Source organism: Sphingobium sp. OAS761 (genome assembly GCF_024168485.1).
GTDB lineage: Bacteria > Pseudomonadota > Alphaproteobacteria > Sphingomonadales > Sphingomonadaceae > Sphingobium.
Genome location: NZ_JALJVY010000020.1, coordinates 30,761 through 50,025 on the forward strand (window position 1 = coordinate 30,761; position 19,265 = coordinate 50,025).

The 19,265-nt window shown below is 63.1% G+C and carries 13 protein-coding genes and 3 pseudogenes; 9 read left to right on the forward strand and 7 right to left on the reverse strand.

The window, feature by feature from the left end:
* Nucleotides 1-575: 575 nt before the first annotated feature.
* From J3E64_RS19920 to J3E64_RS19945, 7 genes and pseudogenes are all read right to left on the reverse strand, one after another.
* Complete coding sequence (locus tag J3E64_RS19920; protein ID WP_253344962.1) at nt 576-1,982, reverse strand: MFS transporter; 1,407 nt, start codon at nt 1,980-1,982, stop codon at nt 576-578.
* A gap of 7 nt (nt 1,983-1,989) precedes the next feature.
* Entirely contained in the window at nt 1,990-4,209 is a 2,220-nt protein-coding gene (locus J3E64_RS19925) for a TonB-dependent receptor (RefSeq protein ID WP_253344963.1), read from the reverse strand.
* A gap of 42 nt (nt 4,210-4,251) precedes the next feature.
* Nucleotides 4,252-4,542: pseudogene (locus J3E64_RS20900) on the reverse strand (STN domain-containing protein); the annotation flags it as partial.
* Between the two features lie 69 nt (nt 4,543-4,611).
* The gene (locus tag J3E64_RS19930) at nt 4,612-5,589 is read right to left on the reverse strand and encodes a FecR domain-containing protein (protein WP_253344964.1); all 978 of its coding nucleotides are present in this window, start codon (nt 5,587-5,589) and stop codon (nt 4,612-4,614) included.
* Nucleotides 5,586-6,062, reverse strand: coding sequence for a sigma-70 family RNA polymerase sigma factor (locus tag J3E64_RS19935; RefSeq protein ID WP_253344965.1), 477 nt, complete (start codon nt 6,060-6,062; stop codon nt 5,586-5,588). Before J3E64_RS19935 ends, J3E64_RS19930 begins: the two co-directional genes overlap by 4 nt.
* A gap of 153 nt (nt 6,063-6,215) precedes the next feature.
* A pseudogene (locus J3E64_RS19940) lies at nt 6,216-6,536 on the reverse strand (integrase core domain-containing protein); the annotation flags it as partial.
* Nucleotides 6,537-6,597: 61 nt separating this feature from the next.
* Nucleotides 6,598-6,840, reverse strand: a pseudogene (locus tag J3E64_RS19945) (LysR family transcriptional regulator); the annotation flags it as partial.
* 134 nt (nt 6,841-6,974) lie between these two features.
* On the opposite strand from J3E64_RS19945, the gene J3E64_RS19950 reads away from it, so the two are divergent.
* The 9 genes from J3E64_RS19950 (at nt 6,975) to J3E64_RS19990 (ending at nt 18,962) form a co-directional block, all read left to right on the forward strand.
* Entirely contained in the window at nt 6,975-8,120 is a 1,146-nt protein-coding gene (locus tag J3E64_RS19950) for an isovaleryl-CoA dehydrogenase (protein WP_253344966.1), read from the forward strand.
* Between the two features lie 63 nt (nt 8,121-8,183).
* The gene (locus J3E64_RS19955; RefSeq protein WP_253344967.1) at nt 8,184-9,785 is read left to right on the forward strand and encodes a carboxyl transferase domain-containing protein; all 1,602 of its coding nucleotides are present in this window, start codon (nt 8,184-8,186) and stop codon (nt 9,783-9,785) included.
* Between the two features lie 50 nt (nt 9,786-9,835).
* On the forward strand, nt 9,836-11,017 hold the full coding sequence (locus J3E64_RS19960; RefSeq protein ID WP_253344968.1) for an acetyl-CoA C-acyltransferase family protein: 1,182 nt from the start codon (nt 9,836-9,838) through the stop codon (nt 11,015-11,017).
* A 21-nt stretch (nt 11,018-11,038) separates the two neighbouring features.
* On the forward strand, nt 11,039-12,886 hold the full coding sequence (locus J3E64_RS19965) for an acetyl/propionyl/methylcrotonyl-CoA carboxylase subunit alpha (RefSeq protein ID WP_253344969.1): 1,848 nt from the start codon (nt 11,039-11,041) through the stop codon (nt 12,884-12,886).
* Nucleotides 12,887-12,912: 26 nt separating this feature from the next.
* The gene (locus J3E64_RS19970) at nt 12,913-13,365 is read left to right on the forward strand and encodes a MaoC family dehydratase (RefSeq protein ID WP_253344970.1); all 453 of its coding nucleotides are present in this window, start codon (nt 12,913-12,915) and stop codon (nt 13,363-13,365) included.
* Nucleotides 13,362-14,198 carry a CoA ester lyase gene (locus J3E64_RS19975; RefSeq protein WP_253344971.1) on the forward strand — a complete coding sequence of 279 codons (837 nt, stop codon included), beginning with the start codon at nt 13,362-13,364 and terminating at the stop codon, nt 14,196-14,198. Before J3E64_RS19970 ends, J3E64_RS19975 begins: the two co-directional genes overlap by 4 nt.
* Nucleotides 14,198-14,995, forward strand: a complete 798-nt coding sequence (locus J3E64_RS19980; protein WP_253344978.1) for an enoyl-CoA hydratase/isomerase family protein — start codon at nt 14,198-14,200, stop codon at nt 14,993-14,995. The genes J3E64_RS19975 and J3E64_RS19980 overlap by 1 nt, the downstream gene beginning before the upstream one ends.
* A gap of 22 nt (nt 14,996-15,017) precedes the next feature.
* Nucleotides 15,018-17,048 (forward strand): 3-hydroxyacyl-CoA dehydrogenase NAD-binding domain-containing protein, encoded by a 2,031-nt coding sequence (locus J3E64_RS19985; protein ID WP_253344972.1) that lies wholly within the window; start codon nt 15,018-15,020, stop codon nt 17,046-17,048.
* A gap of 447 nt (nt 17,049-17,495) precedes the next feature.
* Nucleotides 17,496-18,962: an MFS transporter gene (locus tag J3E64_RS19990; protein WP_253344974.1), complete on the forward strand. Its 1,467-nt coding sequence runs from the start codon at nt 17,496-17,498 to the stop codon at nt 18,960-18,962.
* Nucleotides 18,963-19,265 lie beyond the last annotated feature (303 nt).

The window sequence follows — 19,265 nt, forward strand, 5'->3', positions numbered from 1 at the left end:
TCTTTCGTTGGGTCAGGGGGGCAGGCGACAAGCGCTTAGCGTCGGCTCTTGGCTAGACCGGACGCTCAAAACGGCACTCAGGAATGACCGCAATGTCCCCGACTCAAGCCGCTTCGCGGTGCGCGTGAATGGGCGCTCCTACCGGAACCCGCCATTCCCGTTCCAATTCGCGGTCCGGCAGCAGAGCGCCAATTCAAGCCCTTTAGCGGTTCGGTCGTCGATCCTGAAACCTGCCGTTGGCAGAAGGTATCCACCATACGGCGTGAACGACCGTTGCTGGGACTTTGAGTGCTGACCGGTTCCTCCGATCGTCGGATGGGCTCGGCACGGGGCATTTGCTGCTCAACGGCGGTTTGGCGGTGGTGTTCGCTATCCTTGAAAATGTGCCTAAGGCGAGCCAGAGGGCCTATTTCGCCCAAAATTCGCGAGTGAGGCCAAATTCCACACGCCACGCTGGATGAAATTCTACGCATCACCGCGAGTGTCTCGCTTCAGATCGAAACCGCCCCGCCGCTGGGGCGAGGGGCTCATGTCGGTGCGCGGCAGCACAGCGGCCGCAGCGGTAATACTGGAGGTCAGGCGTCGCCCCGCCGCGTCCGGGGCACTGTCAAGGCGACGAGAAGACCGATCACCGTCACCGCCGCGACCCAGCCGAACACAATATTCATGCCCAGCGCCGTCGGCGTCTTCACGGCCCCCCCTCCCGCTAGACTGTAGGCGGCGAGCAGCTGCGTGACGATCTGCGCGCCGATTGCGGAGCCCAGCCCGCGGCTGACATTGGCGACGCCTGACACTTCGCTGGTCCGGTCGGGTGCGACCTGTTCGACGATCAGCCCCGGCACGCTCGCCAGGATCATGCCGGTGCCCACGGAGCTCAGGATCGTGCCCGCCACCACGTCCATCACCGTGCCATGGCGCAGCGCCAGCCAAATCCAACCCGCAGACAGAACCGCACTACCGATGACGACGAGCGCCCGGCTGCCCCACCGTTCGGCCAGCGCCCCGCTGGCCCAGCCGCCGACGCCCGAGAGGATGTTGGACGGCAGCTTGAGCACGCCTGCCGCCGTCGCCGAGAGGCCAAGGCCTACTCCGGTCGCCACGGGCAGCTGCAACAGCAGCAGCGCCACCAGCCCAAGTTGGATGCCGCCGAGGCCGAGCAAGCCGTAGATCAGGATAGCGAGCAGCACCTTACGGTCGCCGAAAAGAGCGACGTTGATGAAGGGATTCGCCGCGCGGCGCTGATGAAGATACCAACCATACAACGCCGCCGCCCCACCGACTACCAGCATGCCGCGGCCTGCAAGTGTCCAGCCGCTCAGCAGCCGCTCGTCGAGGCCGATCAGGATCGAGGCGATGGCGGGCAGGAAGACAAGGCCGACAAGGATGCCGGAAAATCCTTTTGCCCTATGCCCGATAGGATCGCGCGGAATCCAGATCATCGCCATCGCCATCGCCAGCACCGGCAACAGGGCGGTCGCGAAGAAAATGGAGCGCCAGCCGAACGCCTCTGTCAGCGCGCCGCCCAGCACGAAGCCGAGTGCGCCAGCCGCCGAATAGGCGCCGCTGACTATACCGATACCCAGCCGCACCTTGTCAGGCGGCGAATGGTCGCGCAGGATGCCGTAGGAAAGCGGCAGGATTGCGCCCGAAGCCCCCTGGATCACGCGCCCTAGCAATACGCCGCCGAACCAGGGCGACAGCGCGCTTAGCAGCGATCCAGCGAGGCACAGAAGCAGCACGATCTGCAACACCCGTCGCCGACCGATCCTGTCGCCCAGGCGGCCGCCGATCGCCGCACTGCCGATCTGCGAGAGGACAAAGGCCGTGACCAGCCAGCCGCCGGCCGTCCCCACGCCCGGATCCCGCATGATGGCCGGCATGGCCGTCAGGAGCATGCTCGTTTCGAGCGAGCTTGTGACGTCTGCGGTCAGCAGCGCCGCGATGAGCAGCCAGAGGGTCCGGGGCGGTGAGGCGGCGGTCATGAACCGCTCAGAAGCTCTTGCTCAACTCCAGCCCATATGTGCGCGGCTCACCCTCCATCGCAACAACGATACCGAGCGACGACTGATCGATCGCATAGGCATTATAGCGTTCGTTGGTAAGATTGCGGCCGAAGACGGCGACGTTGAGCCCCGCCTCTTCCACATTGAGCGCCAGCCGTGCCGACAGCAAGCCGAGTGAACGGCGGAAGCCGTTACGGCCGCTGGTCGCCATCCTGCTATCCCAAGTATAGTCGATCTGTGCGCGCAGAGACCCGAAGTCGAGCGGTGCGGTATAGGCGCTGCTCAGGCTGTAGGACCATTTCGGGGTGAAGACGAAGGGTGTGGAGCTCAGGTCCACGCCGTTAACGACATAATCCTTGAACCGCGCCTTGGTCCAGGCGCCGGTCGCGCGCAACTCCAGCTCGCGTACGGGGACGGCGGTGATTTCGGTCTCTACGCCGTCGATCTTGCCGTTCGCCGCATTCTGTGTCAGCGCCAGATTGCCGATGCCGGGGAAGAACTGGCTGACACTGCGCTGCACATCCTTGTAGTTGGAGTGGAAGAGCGCGATGTTGGTGCGCAGCCGCTGGCCGAACCAGTCGGCCTTCAGCCCCGCTTCATAATCGGTCACGCTTTCCGGGCGGAAGGGCGTGTAGGTGAGCGCAGCCGCGGCGGGCGACACGGTCGACCCGCCGGTCAGCGGCAGACCGCCGCTGCGATAGCCCCGGCTGGTCTTCACATAGAGGAGCAGCCCCTGCCGCACTTTGTAATCCAGGCCAGCGGTGTAGGAGATCGCATCATAATTAACTGACGGAACGACATATTCGCAGTTGCCGACGCTGGCGAGCGGCACGCCCAGAGCGGTGCACGTGGTACGGGTGCGGTTGCGAGAGGTCTGCTCGCGCTTGTCCTCTGTATAGCGAACGCCGCCCGTGAAGGAGAGACTGTCGATTATTTCCCAGTCCCCCTGTGCAAAGACGCCCCAAGTGCGGTTGCGCGTGGCGCCATAGGTGATGCTGGGCCAGGTCGCGCTGATCGCGCGGGCCGTGATCTGGCTCCCATCCTCGAAACCTTTCTCATCGGAATAATAGCCGCCGGTGATCCAGCTGACCCTGCCGTCGAGCAGCGAGCCCGAGAGCTGGAATTCCTGGCTGAACTGACGATCTTCGGTCACGATGCCGGTATATTGGAACAGGGCGAATGGAGAGCCGTCGAGATCGCTCTTGGTAAAGCGGTGGAATTTCTGCCAGGCAGTGATGGACTTGAGCGTTACGCCGCCCAAATCCCAATCGATCGTCCCCGACACGCCGCCATAAGTGACGCGCTCGCCAAACGGATTGTCGCGCACACCCGTGTTGCGGCCCCCCCCACTGTAGGAAAGGTAGAGGTCACGCGCCGCCGTCTGTGACAGGCCGGTTTCGGCCGCGACCGCACGGTTGGCGGTCGAACCGGCGATCATGCTGACCGGCTTCCATGCTTGCGCCGAGCTGATCGCGCGGCCGTAATTGCCGCGCAGCGTCACGGTCAGCGCGTCGTTCGGTCTCCACGCGAGCGCGAGGCGGCCATTGCTGACGTCGCGGTTGCCATAGGATTCACCCGAGACGCGATCATTGCCATAGCCATCGCGTTGGCTCGTGGATACCGCTATGCGGGCTGCTAGCGTGTCGCCCAGGGGCGCATTCAGATAGGCAGAGCCTTTTATCACACCGAAATTGGCGATGCCAAGGCGCGCGCCGCCTTCCCAATGATCGACCGGCGCCTTGGTGTAGATGGTGATCGCCCCACCTGTCGTATTGCGGCCGAACAGCGTGCCTTGTGGACCTTTCAGAATTTCGACCCGATCGATATCGTTGAGATCGGATCCTTCAATGCCGATCGCGCGCGGCGAATAGACTCCGTCGACATAGACTCCGACCGCCAGGTCCGCGTTCAGGCGGATGTCGGCATTGGTCTGGCCACGGATGGCCAGGAAGAGCGAACTTGGGCTGTTGGAGGCCTGCACCATCTTGAGCGAGGGCGTCTGCGCCTGCAGGTCGCGGAAGCTCTGGACCGAACGGTTGATCAGATCCTGCCCAGTGGCGACGCTGACCGCAACCGGCACATCCTGAAGCCGCTCCGACTTCTTGCGAGCTGTCACCACAATATCCTGAAGCCCCTCACCCTGAAGCCCCTCACCCTGAGCGCTGCTGTCCTGCGCCCATACCGGGCTTGCCTGGAGCTCCCTCATCGACGCCTGGATGAGCCGAGGCGTGGTAGTCTTCGCAACGATCAGGTAAGATTTGTCGCTGACCCGGCGAACGGTTAAATCGGTTTCTCTCAGCAGGGAAGAAATGACCTGCTCCACCGAAAAGGATCCGCGGATAGCCGGCGCTGCGCGCCCGCGCACTAATGCTGGGTCGAATGCCACGCTAACGTGGACCGTTCGGCTTGCTGCCAACAGCGAGGAGGCCAACGACTGACTGGGCAAATTGAAATGGTACGTATCTTCCGCATTCGCCACGGCCGGCGCGGCGGCAAAAATGACGGATGCGGCGCATGATGCCAAGAAGCATGATTTCATTTCGATCCTCCCCCCAAATTTTTGGTGTCAGGGTTTAGACGAACAAGAATTTGGTTCCGGACATTCTAATTAAATTTTTCCTGCGGCCTGTTCGCTGGCGGCCGCTAGAAAAATCTCTCCATTCTTGGTGCTGACCCGCAGCCCGTAAAGTTGCACCACCGCGTTGATGAATTGGCTGGGGTCTCGGGTCAGAAATATGCCCGAAATCCGATATGCCGATACGTCGGACGAAACGACGATCCGCTGGGATCTGGAATAGCGGTTGATCTCCCCTGCCGCCTGAGCGAGCGTCGTATCATCGAAGCAAACCTCTCCGTCACGCCACGAAAGCAGCGCATCGATAGACGGCCGGTCCATAATTGCGCGCCCAGATGTCTGAACAGTCAATCGCTCTCCAGGCTTCAGCAGTGCAAGGCGTTCTTCCTGTTTCTTCCTGCCCCGCACGACCTCCACTTTTCCTTCGACCAATGTGAAGGCGGTGAGGTCGGGTCCGTGTCGTACCGCAAAGGTGGTGCCCAAGGCACGGACAGCGCTTTTTCCGCTGTAGACAATAAAGGGGCGTCCTGGATCCTTCGTCACCTCGAACAGGGCTTCCCCTCGAGTCAGCTCGATCCGCCGCTCACCGCTTGAATAGTGCACCTCCATACGGCTGTCGGTGTTCAAATTGACGCGCGACCCATCGGCCAAAATGATGGTTTGCTGTTCGCCGCGCCCGATCTCATAAACCTTGGCACGATCCATCAATAGGAATAGGCCACCCACCACGATCATCAGCATCATGGACGCCATGGCCAGCACGGGCGCATGAAAGCGGCTGCGTGCTCTATATTCGCTGCGGGCTGCCACCGATTCCTGCTCTATCGCACCAGGCAGCATCTCCCAAATATCTGCCGCTTTCTCAAAAGCATCGCGGTGCGCCTCATTATCCCGCAACCAGTCTCGGAACGCGTGATCGGTCACGCCTTCGCGGGCGCCGCACTGAAGGCGAGCGAGCCAAGCCGCAGCTTCGGCAGACGAGCGCCGGTCCGACTTATCGCCGCCATTCACCAACCGTCCATCCACTTCATCAACGTCAGCGTCGCGCGCGCGACTTGTTTTTCTATTGCAGCGCAGGACATATTTTCCTGATCGGCAATCTCCTGCGTGCTGAGGCCTTCGAGCCGCTTGCACAGCAAAATGCGACGTGTGCGCTCGTTCAGTTGCTGTATGCCTGCTTGGAGATGTTGCAGCCTTGCCCTCTGGAGCATGGCCTCGTCAGGTAGTGGGGTGCTATCTGCTATGTCAGTCCAGGAGACAGAAGGCGAAAATGGCGCACGCTTCTGGCGACGCGCCTGGTCCAGCGACAGATTGATCGCGGTTCTTACAAAAATCGCCTCTCGGGACTGAACAGATCGAGACCGTTCATAGTCATTGATGCGCACGAATGCCTCCTGAACCAGATCATGAGCGTCATCGACCGATGCGCCACGTCGTCGCAGCACCGCCTTCGCTTTGGCCATGATCTCTTCCAGCGATGCCACGACACCCTGTCTCCTGATGAGCTAGACGACCAAATGGCAGATTTCGGACAACACAATGCGGCCTAGAGTGTTAATTGGCGAGCCTACACGGAATGTCCCTATCCTGGATGGATCGTTTATTCGATATATGAGGCGCGATCATTGGCGTATGTCGAACAGCTCCTCATTCAAGAGCTCGTCGCGCAGCGATCCATTGAACGATTCAATGAACGCGTTCTGCTGCGGCTTGCCCGGATCGATGTAGTGCCACTCGACCTTGTTTTCGCTGGCCCACTTCAGGATTGACCGACTGGTGAACTCGGTTCCGTTGTCGCTGACGATGCAAGCCGGTTTGCCATACAGGCGCACCAGCGTGTCCAGCTCGCGGGCTACCCGCACGCCGGAGATGCTGGTGTCCCCTACCAGGCACAAGTTCTCGCGGCAGGCGTCATCGTTGATCGCCAGAATGCGTAGCCGCCGCGAGGCGCCGAACGTAAACAACTAGCAAACAATCCACCGAACTTGACCATCGTAAGCTGTCGGCCATGCCCATCGACTGCATCGCCAGGTTGAATTCGCGCTCGATCCGGCGGGCATGGGCGAGGAAGCGTGTGCCCCCGCCGGTCAGCTCGACCCGTTGGTTGGATCGCACGAACAACGCCATGCCCAGTGTCCGCTCCAGCCTGGCGATTCCGACCGACAACATGGGCTGTGACATGGTGCAATGGGCTGCCGCGCGGGAGAAATTGCCTTGGTCAACCACGGCAAGGAAGTAGCGCAGAAGATAGCGGTCGAGCATCTAACGACTCCGCAGACGGGCTGTTACGTTCATAGATGCTGTTTATGATGTCGTTAGGCTAAGTTCAATTTTTCTATGGTCTGGCGTTCCGCTAAGACGCGCGCAGACCGCAAGGATGCGCCGGGAGTGCTGCAATGAGTGATTTCGATTTCGCGCTTGGTGATAATGCCGACATGATCCGGGAAAGCGCCGCGCGTTTCTCCACCGACAAGATCGCGCCGCTGGCGGCCGAGATCGACGAAAAGGACTGGTTCCCGCGCGAGCTGTGGGAGCCCATGGGCGAACTGGGCCTGCACGGCATCACTGTTCCGGAAGAGGATGGCGGCCTTGGCCTGGGCTATCTTGAGCATGTCGTCGCGCAGGAGGAAGTCGCGCGCGCGTCCGCCTCGATCGGCCTCAGCTACGGCGCCCATTCCAACCTCTGCGTCAACCAGCTGCGCCGCTGGGGCAGTGCGGAGCAGAAGGCAAAATATCTTCCCAAGCTGATCTCAGGCGAGCATGTCGGCAGCCTCGCCATGTCGGAAGCTGGCGCGGGTTCGGACGTTGTGGGCATGAAGCTCAAGGCCGAGAAGAAGGGTGATCGCTACATCCTCAATGGCACGAAATTCTGGATTACCAATGCGGCCTGTGCCGACACTTTGGTCGTCTATGCCAAGACCGGTGAAGGATCGAAAGGGATCACCACCTTCATCATCGAAAAGGACTTCAAGGGCTTTTCCATCGGCCAGAAGATAGCCAAGATGGGGATGCGCGGCTCACCCACCGCCGAGTTGGTGTTCGACGATTGCGAAGTGCCTGAAGAGAATATCATGGGTCCGCTGAACGGCGGCGTTGGCGTGCTGATGAGCGGCCTGGACTATGAGCGCACGGTGTTGTCAGGCATCCAGCTCGGAATCATGCAGGCATGCCTCGACGTCGTCATCCCCTATGTCCGCGAGCGCAAGCAGTTCGGCAAGCCGATCGGCGCGTTCCAGCTGATGCAGGCAAAGGTCGCGGACATGTATGTCGCGCTGAATTCGGCCCGCGCCTATGTCTATGCGGTGGCGAGGGCGTGCGACGCTGGCAAAACGACCCGCTTCGACGCCGCCGGCGCGATCCTGCTCGCGTCGGAAAATGCGATGAAGACCGCCCTTGAGGCAGTGCAGGCGCTGGGCGGTGCGGGCTATACCAAGGACTGGCCGGTCGAGCGCTATATGCGTGATGCCAAGCTGTTGGATATTGGCGCGGGCACCAATGAAATCCGTCGCATGCTGATCGGTCGCGAACTGATCGGCGCTTGAGCTCGTCGCCCCGGCCCGCCACGATCGGGGCGCGACCCAACCGAAAAATGGTGAAGGCAGGATATGAGCGCGCCCATTCTGGACACTAAGATTTCGATCGATAGTGAAACTTTCCGCGCCAATGCCGCGCACAATGAAGCGCTGGCGCAGGAACTGCGTGAAAAGGTCGCGATCGCCGCGCAGGGTGGTTCGGAAAGCGCGCGCGCGAAGCACATTGCGCGCGGGAAACTGCTGCCGCGCGAGCGGGTCGAGCGGCTTCTCGATCCAGGCTCGCCCTTCCTCGAACTGGGGCAACTTGCGGCCAATGGCCTTTATCATGATGAAGTGCCCGGCGCCGGCATCATCGCGGGTATAGGCCGCGTTGCGGGGCGGCAGGTTCTCGTTTCCTGCAATGATGCGACCGTCAAGGGCGGCACCTATTTCCCTGTCTCAGTCAAGAAACACCTGCGCGCGCAGGAAATCGCACTGGAGAACCGGCTACCCTCCATCTATCTGGTGGACTCGGGCGGTGCGAACCTGCCCAACCAGGCGGAAGTGTTCCCCGACAAGGAGCATTTTGGACGCATCTTCTACAATCAGGCCAACCTGTCGGCGCGCGGTATTCCGCAGATCGCCTGCGTCATGGGATCGTGCACCGCGGGTGGCGCCTATGTGCCGGCAATGTCGGATGAAACCGTCATTGTGCGCAATCAGGGCACGATCTTCCTTGCAGGGCCTCCGCTGGTGCAGGCCGCGACGGGTGAGGTCATCTCGGCTGAGGATCTGGGCGGCGGTGACCTGCATGGCCGCAAGTCCGGCGTGGTCGATCATGTCGCGGAGAATGATGAGCATGCGTTGTCAATCGTGCGCGACATCGTTTCGACGCTGCAGCCAGACTTCACGCCCGACATCAATTTGCGTGATCCCAAGCCGCCAAAATATGATCCTAAAGAGCTGATTGGCATCATTCCGCAGGATGTCCGCGCTCCCTATGACGTGCGCGAGGTGATCGCGCGGATCGTCGATGGCAGCGAATTCCACGAGTTCAAGGCGCTCTATGGCACCACTCTTGTCTGCGGCTTCGCCCATATATGGGGTATGCCGGTCGCAATCCTCGCCAATAATGGCGTTCTTTTCAGCGAGAGCGCGGTCAAGGGCGCGCATTTCATCGAACTCGCCTGTCAGCGGCGCATTCCTTTGCTCTTCCTCCAGAATATTTCCGGCTTCATGGTCGGCGGCAAATATGAAGCGGAAGGCATCGCCAAAAACGGGGCGAAGCTGGTGACGGCGGTGGCGACCGCTCAGGTGCCGAAGATCACCGTTCTGATCGGCGGCAGTTTCGGCGCCGGTAATTATGGCATGTGCGGCAGAGCCTATCAGCCGCGCTTCCTATTCACCTGGCCCAATGCGCGCATCTCCGTCATGGGTGGCGAGCAAGCGGCATCGGTACTGGCGACCGTCCATCGTAATGCCACCAAGTGGACGCAGGAGGAGGCCGAAGCCTTCAAGGAACCGATCCGTCAGAAATATGAACATGAAGGCAATCCCTATTACGCAACGGCGCGACTGTGGGACGATGGCATCATCGACCCGGCGCAGACTCGCGACGTGTTGGGCCTCGCCTTCGCCGCGACCTTGAATGCACCCATCGCCGACCGTCCCCAGTTCGGCGTGTTCCGTATGTGATTTTCAAGGCCGATCTTATGCGGCGGCGGCCCGCCTAGAGGAATGCAGATATGAATGAAGCAGTTGTCCTGGTCTCCGGCGTGCGCACCGCCATCGGCACTTTTGGTGGGTCGCTCAAGGACGTGGCGCCGGCCGAACTTGGTCGCATCGTCATCGTTGAGGCCCTGAAACGCGCGGGCGTTTCGCCTGACGATGTCGGCCATGTCGTCATGGGACAGGTGCTGCCGACCCAGCCGCAGGACGCCTATCTCGCCCGGGTCGCGGCAGTGAATGCCGGCATTCCGGTCGCGACCCCGGCGCTAACGCTTAACCGCCTGTGCGGATCGGGCATCCAGGCGATCGTGTCGGCGGCGCAGATGCTGATGCTTGGCGAATGCGACATCGCGGTCGCGGGCGGCGCGGAAAGCATGTCGAAGGCGCCCCATTATGCGACGACGACGCGCTTCGGCCAAAAGATGGGGACGATCGAGTTGCTCGACGGCCTTACCGGCGCGCTCACCGATCCGTTCGAGAATATCCATATGGGCGTGACGGCGGAGAATATCGCGGCGCGGCACGACATCAGCCGCGCGGATCAGGACGCCGCCGCCGCCGAAAGCCACCGCCGGGCCGCCGCCGCCATTGCGGAAGGCCGCTTCAAGGAACAAATCGTCCCGGTCGAGCTCAAGACCCGCAAGGGTGTAATCGCCTTCGACACGGATGAACATGTGAAGGGCGAGACGACAGCGGAATCGCTGGGCGTACTCAAGCCCGTGTTCAAGAAGGACGGGTCGGTCACGGCAGGCAATGCGTCGGGCATTAACGACGGCGCGGCCGCGCTGGTGCTCGCCACTGCATCTGCGGCGAAGACGAAGGGCCTTACGCCGCGCGCTCGCATCCTCGGCTGGGGTCATGCCGGAGTGGAGCCTTCGGTCATGGGCCTTGGCCCGATCAAGGCGGTACCGATCGCGCTCGATCGCGCGGGTCTGACCATTGATCAAGTCGATGTGATCGAATCCAATGAGGCCTTTGCGGCGCAGGCTTGCGCCGTGGCGAAGGAGCTGGGCTTTGATCCGGCCAAGACCAACATCAACGGTTCGGGCATCTCGCTCGGCCATCCGGTCGGGGCCACAGGTGCGATCATCACGGTGAAGCTGCTGCACGAACTGGAGCGATCGGGCGGCCGCTACGGCCTCGCCACCATGTGCATCGGCGGTGGTCAGGGCATCGCGCTCGTCATCGAGCGGCTGTAAGGCAAAAGAGGAGAGGCGCGCATGCTTACATCCGTCCTGATCGCCAACCGCGGCGAAATCGCTTGTCGGATCATCAAGACCGCACGTAGGCTGGGCATCCGCACCGTGGCGGTTTATTCCGATGCTGATGCGGACGCCCTCCACGTCCGTTCCGCCGACGAGGCGGTGCATATCGGGCCATCGCCGGTGCGTGAAAGCTATCTGGTTGGCGAGAAGATCATCGCGGCGGCGAAGCAGACCGGGGCGGAAGCGATCCATCCGGGCTATGGCTTCCTCTCGGAAAATGCCGAATTCGCGCAGGCGGTGCAGGATGCGGGCCTGATCTGGGTCGGTCCCAATCCGGCCAGCATCACTGCCATGGGGCTCAAGGATGCGGCCAAGAAGCTGATGGACGATGCCGGCGTCCCGACGACGCCCGGCTATCTGGGCGACGACCAAAGCCCCGAGCGGTTGAAGAGCGAAGCCGACCGGATCGGCTATCCCGTCCTTATCAAGGCGGTCGCGGGCGGCGGCGGCAAGGGGATGCGCAAGGTCGACAGCGCGGCCGACTTCGCCGACTCGCTCCTGTCCTGCCAGCGCGAGGCGATCTCCAGCTTCGGCAATGATGTCGTGCTGCTGGAGAAATGGGTGACGAACCCGCGCCATATCGAGGTGCAGATATTCGGCGACAGCCATGGCAATGTCGTCCATCTGTTCGAGCGCGACTGCTCGCTCCAGCGTCGTCACCAGAAGGTGATCGAGGAAGCGCCGGCGCCCGGCATGGACCCGGAAACGCGCGCCGCAGTGTGCCAGGCGGCGGTCAATGCGGCCAAGGCGGTCAATTATGTCGGCGCGGGCACGATCGAGTTCATCGCCGACGGCAGCGAGGGCCTGAAGGCCGACCGCATCTGGTTCATGGAGATGAACACCCGGCTTCAGGTCGAGCATCCGGTGACGGAAGAGATTACCGGACAGGACCTGGTCGAATGGCAGCTGCGCGTCGCGAGCGGAGAGCCGATCCCGGTGAAACAGGAAGATCTGTCGATCAACGGCTGGGCGATGGAAACGCGCCTTTATGCCGAAGACCCGGCCAAGGGATTCCTGCCGTCTATCGGTAGGCTGGACACGTTCGAACTGGGCGGAGACGTGCCGGGCCTGCGCATCGACACAGGGGTGGTGCAGGGTGCGGAAATCTCGCCCTTCTACGATCCGATGATCGCCAAGGTGATCGCTCATGGCGCGACCCGCGACGAGGCGCGGGAGCGGCTGGCCGAAGCGCTGGACGATAGCGCGGTTTGGCCGCTCAAGACCAATGCGGGCTTTCTCGTCAAGGCGCTGACCCATCCCGATTTCGCCGCCGCCCGGCTCGACACGGGGCTCATAGGACGCGAGGGCGACGCACTGCTGCCGCCAGCGCATCCGAGCGACGAGGCGCTGGCCGATGCCGCCGCCGCGCTGACGCGGGGGGGCAGGCTGGCTGGCTTCCGCCTCAACGCTCCGGTACGCGCGACCGGGACCTTCCTGCTGGACGGCGAGGCGGTGACGATCAGCTTCGACCCCCGCAAGGGCGTCGAGGAACCGGCCGAGGACGTGCTGATCGCCGAAGGCGGCCAGGTCTGGCGTCTGGCGCCCTGGCGCGCGGGCGGGGCGGGTGGCGCGGATGCGTCGGATGGCGCGATCCTTTCGCCCATGCCCGGCCGCATCATCGCCGTGTCGGTCGCAGCGGGCGAGGCCGTGACCAAGGGGCAGAAGCTGCTGACGCTGGAAGCGATGAAGATGGAGCACAGCCTGACCGCGCCGTTTGACGGTACGATCACGGAACTCAACGCCAGCGAAGGCGGGCAGGTCAGCGAGGGCGCGTTGCTGGTGAAGATCGAGAAGGCCGAGTGAACCTTTGAGAGTGGACAGGACAGGATATGGCAGGCAAATTTTTCAATGAGTGGGTGATCGGCGAGACGCTGACCCATGAAATCCGCCGCACCGTGACGGAGACGGACAACCTTCTCTTCTCCACGATGACGCATAATCCCCAGCCGCTGCATATCGATCTGGAGGCGGCGAAGGCGAGCGAGTTCGGACAGATACTGGTCAACGGCACCTTCACCTTTGCGCTGATGATCGGGCTTTCCGTGGGCGACACGACGCTGGGCACGCTGGTCGCCAATCTGGGCTATGACAAGCTGGTCATGCCCAAGCCGGTCTTCATCGGCGACACGCTGCGCGGCGAGACGGAGATCACGGACCTCAAGCCCAGCAAGTCGCGCCCCGGCGCCGGGATCGTTACCTTCACTCACCGGCTGCTCAACCAGCGCGACGAACTGGTGTGCCAGTGCCTGCGCATGGCGCTCATCAAGGGCAGCGAGGCATGAAACTGCGCTCGCTGCTCTTCGTCCCCGCCGACCGGCCCGAGCGGTTCGCCAAGGCGGCGGCAAGCGGCGCGGACGCCTTGATCCTGGACCTTGAGGATTCGGTCGCGCCGGAAAAGAAGGACGTCGGCCGCACCGCGATTGCGGAATGGCTGGCCGGAGATCGCGCGGGGGTCACCACCTTTGTACGTGTCAATCCGCTCGACGGCGACCTGACCGACGCGGACCTTGCCGCCGTGCTGCCCGGAAGGCCGGACGGGCTGCTGCTGCCCAAGGCGGAAGGCGCGAAGAGCGTTGAGGCGCTGGTCGCGAAGCTGGGCGGCGTCAGCCTCCCCATCCTCCCAATCGCCACCGAAACCCCGGCCGCCATCTTTCAGCTCGGCAGCTATGGCGCGGTCGCTTCGCACCTCGCCGGTCTGACATGGGGCGCGGAAGACCTGCCCGCCGCCATCGGGGCCGCGACCTCGCGCGAGGCGGACGGCAGCTATACCGCGCCCTATGAACTGGTGCGCAGCCTGACCTTGTTCGGCGCGCATGCGGCGGGTAGCCAAGCGATCGAGACCGTCTTCCCGCGCATCGACGCGCCCGAGGCTCTGGCCGCCTATGTCGCCCGTGCGCGTCGCGACGGTTTCACCGGCATGATGGCGATCCATCCGGCGCAGGTCGCGACAATCAACGCTGGCTTCACACCCACTGAGGCGGAGGTGGCGCATGCCCGTGCGGTGATCGATGCCTTCGCCGCCAATCCGGGCGTCGGCGCATTGAAGCTGGACGGCAAGATGATCGATCGCCCGCATCTGGTGCAGGCGCAACGCATAATCGCACAGGTGGCATGATGAGCGAAACCTACGACACGCTGAAATTTGAACGCGATGGCGCATTGGCCGTCATCACGCTGCACCGGCCGCAGGCGGGCAATGCGATCGACGTCAATATGGCCCGCGACCTGATGCACGCGGCGATCCTGTGCGACCGTGACACGAGCATCCGCGCGGTGCTGCTGCGATCGGAAGGCAAGCTGTTCTGTGCGGGCGGCGATATCGGCGGATTTTCGGGCGCTGGCGACAAGGTGCCCGACCTTATTTCCGAAGAGACCGCCTATCTGCACGCGGCAGTCGCCCGGTTCGCGCGGATGGACAAGCCGCTCGTCACCGCGATCCAGGGTTTCGCGGCGGGTGCCGGCTTCAGCCTGGCCATGCTGGCCGACATCGCCATCGCGGGGGAGGCGGCGCAGTTCACGCTCGCCTATACCGGCATCGGACTGACGCCGGACGGCGGCGCGAGCTGGATGCTGCCCCGGCTTGTCGGATTACGCAAGGCGCAGGAAATGATCCTGCTCAACAGCCGCCTGTCCGCCGCCGAGGCGCTCGCCGCTGGCCTCGTCACGCAGGTGGTGGCCGACGCAGATCTGGACGGCGCAGCGCGCGCCACGGCGCAGAAGCTGGCAAATGGCCCGACCAAGGCTTTCGCGCGCAGCCGCGAATTGCTGCTCGCCGCCTATGGCGAAAGCCTTGAAACCCATCTGGAGCGGGAAGCGCGCGGCATCGTCGGCGCGTCGGCGGGCAGCGACGGCAAGGAAGGCATCGCTGCCTTCCTCGACAAGCGAAAGCCCGCCTTCACCGGCCAATCCTGACCCTTATCTCACGAGGACCGACATGACCGCATTGGCGCAAATCATCATTGACGGCGGCATCGCGACCATCGTCATTGACTCGCCTCCCGTCAACGCGCTGGGTCTGGCAGTGCGCAAGGCTATTGTCGCCAATGTGCAGGAACTGGGGGCGCGGACGGATGTCGACGCGATCGTGCTGCGCTGCGCGGGCCGCACCTTCTTTGCGGGCGCGGACATCACCGAATTCGGCAAACCGTTCGAGGCGCCCGACCTCAATGACGTCGTCGCCGCGCTGGAGGACAGCCCGAAGATCGTCGTCGCGGCGATCCACGGTACCGTCTTGGGCGGAGGTCTGGAAGTCGCGCTCGGTGCGCATTATCGCATCGCGATGGACAGCGCGAAGGCGGGCTTCCCGGAAATCGCGCTTGGCCTGCTGCCCGGCGCAGGCGGCACGCAGCGAGGACCGCGCGTTATGGATGCGGGCGTGGCCTTCGCGCTCATCACCAGCGGCAAGCCGGTGGGAGCGAAGGAAGCGCTGTCAAACGGCCTGTTCGACCGGCTGACGAGCGGTGATCTGGCCGCCGACGCCGTCGCCTATGCGCGAGAGCTCGCGGCTGAGGGCGCGCCGCTCCGCCGGTTGAAGGATGAAGCGCCCAAGGTTTCGGACCGCGACGCGCTGACCGCCGCTATCGCCAGGGCGAAAGCATCCAGGTCGCTGGCGACGCAGGGCTGCGCGCAGGCGGTGGAAATTGCGTTGACAGCGCCCTTCGAGGAGGGGCTCATCAAGGAGCGGGAGATTTTTGACCGGCTGATGGGAGGCGCGGAATCGCGGGCGTTGCGCCACATCTTCTTTGCCGAGCGCGAGGCGGGCAAGCTGGTCGGCGTCGCCAAGGATACGCCCGTGGGCTCCATCACGGCGGCCGGCGTCATCGGCGCGGGCACGATGGGTGGCGGCATCGCAATGAACTTCCTGAACGTCGGAATTCCCGTCACGCTGGTCGAAGTGAAGCAGGAAGCGTTGGATCGCGGCGTCGCGACCATCCGCAAAAATTATGAGACCACTGCGAAAAAAGGCCGGATGACGCAGGAGCAGTTGGAACAGCGCATGGCGCTGCTCAATCCCACGCTCGAATTCGACGCGCTGGGCAGCACCGACCTCGTCATCGAGGCGGTGTTCGAGAGCATGGCGGTGAAGCAGGATATTTTCGGTCGTCTGGACAGGATCATGAAACCGGGTGCGCTTATGGCGAGCAACACCAGCTTCCTTGACATCGACACGATCGCGGCGGCGACACAGCGACCGCAGCATGTGCTGGGCCTGCATTTCTTCTCCCCGGCCAACGTGATGAAGCTGCTGGAGGTGGTGCGCGGCGCGAAGACCTCCGACAGCGCGCTGGCGACTGCGATGGCGCTGGCGAAGAAGCTGGGCAAGACGGCGGTTGTCAGCCGCGTCTGCCACGGCTTCATCGCCAATCGCATCATGGATGTGCGCCGGGTGGAGGCGGAGAAGCTGGTGCTTCAGGGCAGTAGCGTGATGGAGATCGACAGGGCGCTCATCGACTATGGCTTCCCCATGGGGCAGTTCCAGATGTTCGATCTGGTGGGCCTCGACGTAATGGGCCGCGACAGCGACGAGCGCACGCTGATGAGTGATTTCGTCGCGGCAGGTCGCCTGGGGCAGAAGAGTGGCGGCGGCTATTACGACTATGACGACCAGCGCAAGCCGTCGCCTTCGGCCGCTGCGCAGGATATCATCGCTTCCCACGCCGCGTATGCGGGCGTCGAGAAGCAGGCGGTACGGCCGGGCGATGTCATCAAGCGGCTGCTCTATCCGGTGGTCAATGAAGGCGCGCGACTGATCGAGGAAGGCGTCGTCCAGCGCGCGTCCGACATCGATGTTGCGGTGGTCGCCGGCTATGGCTGGCCCGCCGAGACTGGCGGCCCGATCCAGTGGGGCGAGGAGCAGGGGTTGAGCGAGATCGTCGCCTATCTCGACGGCCTGTCCATCCCCGTTTCGGCCGAACTGCGCAGCGCGGCGGAAGATGGCCGGGCGCTGGGTGCCAATCTGGCCTGACGGTTTTGACCCCGCCGCCCCGATCGGTCCTTCTGGCTGCTGGTCATGGTGCTGCCCATCGCGGAGATAAGCAGCTCGCCGGAAACCAGCAGGTTGTTGACGCCGATGGGGTGCTCGGCCTGCGCACCGCGTTCAGTGCGCAGATGGTGATAAGCATGCTGGTGCCGCCGGGCCAGCCGGGTTCCATCTCGCGATCGGCTGGATCGTTGAGGTGACCCTGATGGGTGTAATCGTCGCGACGGACATTCTTAGGTGGGACACCTTGTTCCGCTTGGTGCACAGCCTCGGTTTTCCTGTCTTGGGCTCTCCTTGGCCCCGATCAATCTTGCCTCTCTGCCCACTTTCGGTCGCAAGGCGCTTGCCCTCGCGATGAAAAGCGGCGATCTGTGGGAGCAATAGAGATATCTGAAAAGAGGGCGGGCACGAGCCGCGTCCAAGGAGAGAGGAATGTCGCAAGAAGCAGCATCCACCGGCGGGACGGCCGCGGTCGGACCGGACGGGCGCCCGGCCACGTGGAAGGTGATGACCGTTCTCATCCTTGCGGAAATCTGCGCCGCCTCCTGCCTTGTCATGCCTCTGCCAGCGCTTTCGGCCTGGCTTCATATTTATGGCAGCGCGATCGCTGTCGGCTGGATCATGTCCTCCTTCCTGCTAGTTTCTGCGGCGACAGCGGCGCTGTGCGGTAGCTTGGGCGATCTTTTCGGGCGCAAGCGGGTGATCATGGCAATATTAGTCACGGTCCTGGTCGGCAGTGTTATGAGCGCATCGACCGAAACACTGGGATGGGTGATCGCCGGCCGCTGCCTACAGGGTGTCTCCGGCGCGGTCCTGCCGCTTGCGCTCGGCCTGTCGCGGGAGGTGTTGCCGCCGCATCGGGTTTCCGTAGGCTTTGGCATCATCATCGCAAGCGCATCGGGCGCATCCGCGCTGGGCTTCCCGATCGCTGGCTATCTGACTGATCAATACGGGCCGTCCAGCATTTTCTGGGCTCTTGGCCTGTTTGCCATTTTGGGACTGATCGGCATTGGCGCGGTGCTGCCGGATATTCGGCGGCCGACCGCGCCTGATCATCGCATCGACTGGCTGGGGGGCGTTCTCTTCGCACCCGCGATCGCACTGATCCTGCTCGCGGTCAGCGGCAGCCGGCAGGGCGGCTGGATGGCCTCCATGATGTGGCCGATGTTCGCAGCGGGCATCGCGCTCATCACCTTCTGGTACTTCCATGAACGTCGGCATAATGCGCCATTGATCGACGTCCGCCTGCTTGCGAACGGCTATTGCTTCATGGCGCTGATAATGACGGCACTTCTGGCGGTGGGCGCATTCCAGATTACCGAAACCGCCTCGCTCCTGCTGCAACAGCCGGCGTGGACCGGGGCGGGGCTGGCCTTGTCAGCGACCGCGACCGGTCTGCTGAAACTGCCAGCGACGGGCGCAGGATCGCTCTCATCGATTGCGACGGGCTGGCTGGCTGGCCGTTGGGGTCCGTGGCCCTGCGTTCTGGTCGGTGGGATCACGACCTGCCTCGCCGCTGGTGGCGCTATGCTGTTTCACAGCTCCGCGCTCAGCATATTCCTGTTCGTCCTGATGGTCATGGTCGGGTTGACCGCAGTCTATACGTGCGTGCCTGTCCTGCTTGCGCTCGGCACGCCGGCCGAGCGGACAAGCGAGGCGATGGGGATGATGGCGGTGGTGCGGGCCATCTTCCAGGGTGTGGGGGCCCAGATGGTCGCGGTGATCCTGGGGAGTTGGGTCGTTGTCAGCCCCAGCGGTGTTCATTTTCCGTCGGAACTCGGCTACAGCATCGTCTTCGGCTATATGAGCGCCACCGCAGTGCCAGTCATCCTGATAGCGCTGGCAATGCTCTGGCGCCGCCCAGCGGCGCGCGTTACCAAGGCAGCCGCATCCCTTTGACTGGCGAGCGAGTTGTCAGCCGGCTCCAAGCCAGCCAGATCGGAGCGTCGTCCGGATGCGCAGGCTACGCTGCAAGGCCGCGATTCACCTGCTTCATGACCTGGTTGACCTCGCGTCATTGATGCTCCGGATCCGCCTAATAGTTTTTCAAAGGTGGTAACCCGATATAAAAAGGGGTGCGGCATGGTGACGTGCTCTGACGTGCTCTCCTGAAATGTGACCGATTTTGAGTAGAGTCCGACGCGAAGGAGTCGGACGGATATGAAGCGGAGCAGGTTCAGCGAAGAGCAGATCATTGCGATC

Excerpts from the sequence above, each read along its gene's own strand:
- J3E64_RS19985 (WP_253344972.1), top strand. The coding sequence starts at position 15,018 with ATGACCGCATTGGCGCAAATCATCATTGACGGCGGCATCGCGACCATC.
- J3E64_RS19950 (WP_253344966.1), top strand. The coding sequence starts at position 6,975 with ATGAGTGATTTCGATTTCGCGCTTGGTGATAATGCCGACATGATCCGG.
- J3E64_RS19980 (WP_253344978.1), top strand. The coding sequence starts at position 14,198 with ATGAGCGAAACCTACGACACGCTGAAATTTGAACGCGATGGCGCATTG.
- J3E64_RS19975 (WP_253344971.1), top strand. The coding sequence starts at position 13,362 with ATGAAACTGCGCTCGCTGCTCTTCGTCCCCGCCGACCGGCCCGAGCGG.
- J3E64_RS19990 (WP_253344974.1), top strand. The coding sequence starts at position 17,496 with ATGTCGCAAGAAGCAGCATCCACCGGCGGGACGGCCGCGGTCGGACCG.
- J3E64_RS19970 (WP_253344970.1), top strand. The coding sequence starts at position 12,913 with ATGGCAGGCAAATTTTTCAATGAGTGGGTGATCGGCGAGACGCTGACC.
- J3E64_RS19925 (WP_253344963.1), bottom strand. The coding sequence starts at position 4,209 with ATGAGGGAGCTCCAGGCAAGCCCGGTATGGGCGCAGGACAGCAGCGCT.
- J3E64_RS19960 (WP_253344968.1), top strand. The coding sequence starts at position 9,836 with ATGAATGAAGCAGTTGTCCTGGTCTCCGGCGTGCGCACCGCCATCGGC.
- J3E64_RS19955 (WP_253344967.1), top strand. The coding sequence starts at position 8,184 with ATGAGCGCGCCCATTCTGGACACTAAGATTTCGATCGATAGTGAAACT.
- J3E64_RS19965 (WP_253344969.1), top strand. The coding sequence starts at position 11,039 with ATGCTTACATCCGTCCTGATCGCCAACCGCGGCGAAATCGCTTGTCGG.
- J3E64_RS19920 (WP_253344962.1), bottom strand. The coding sequence starts at position 1,982 with ATGACCGCCGCCTCACCGCCCCGGACCCTCTGGCTGCTCATCGCGGCG.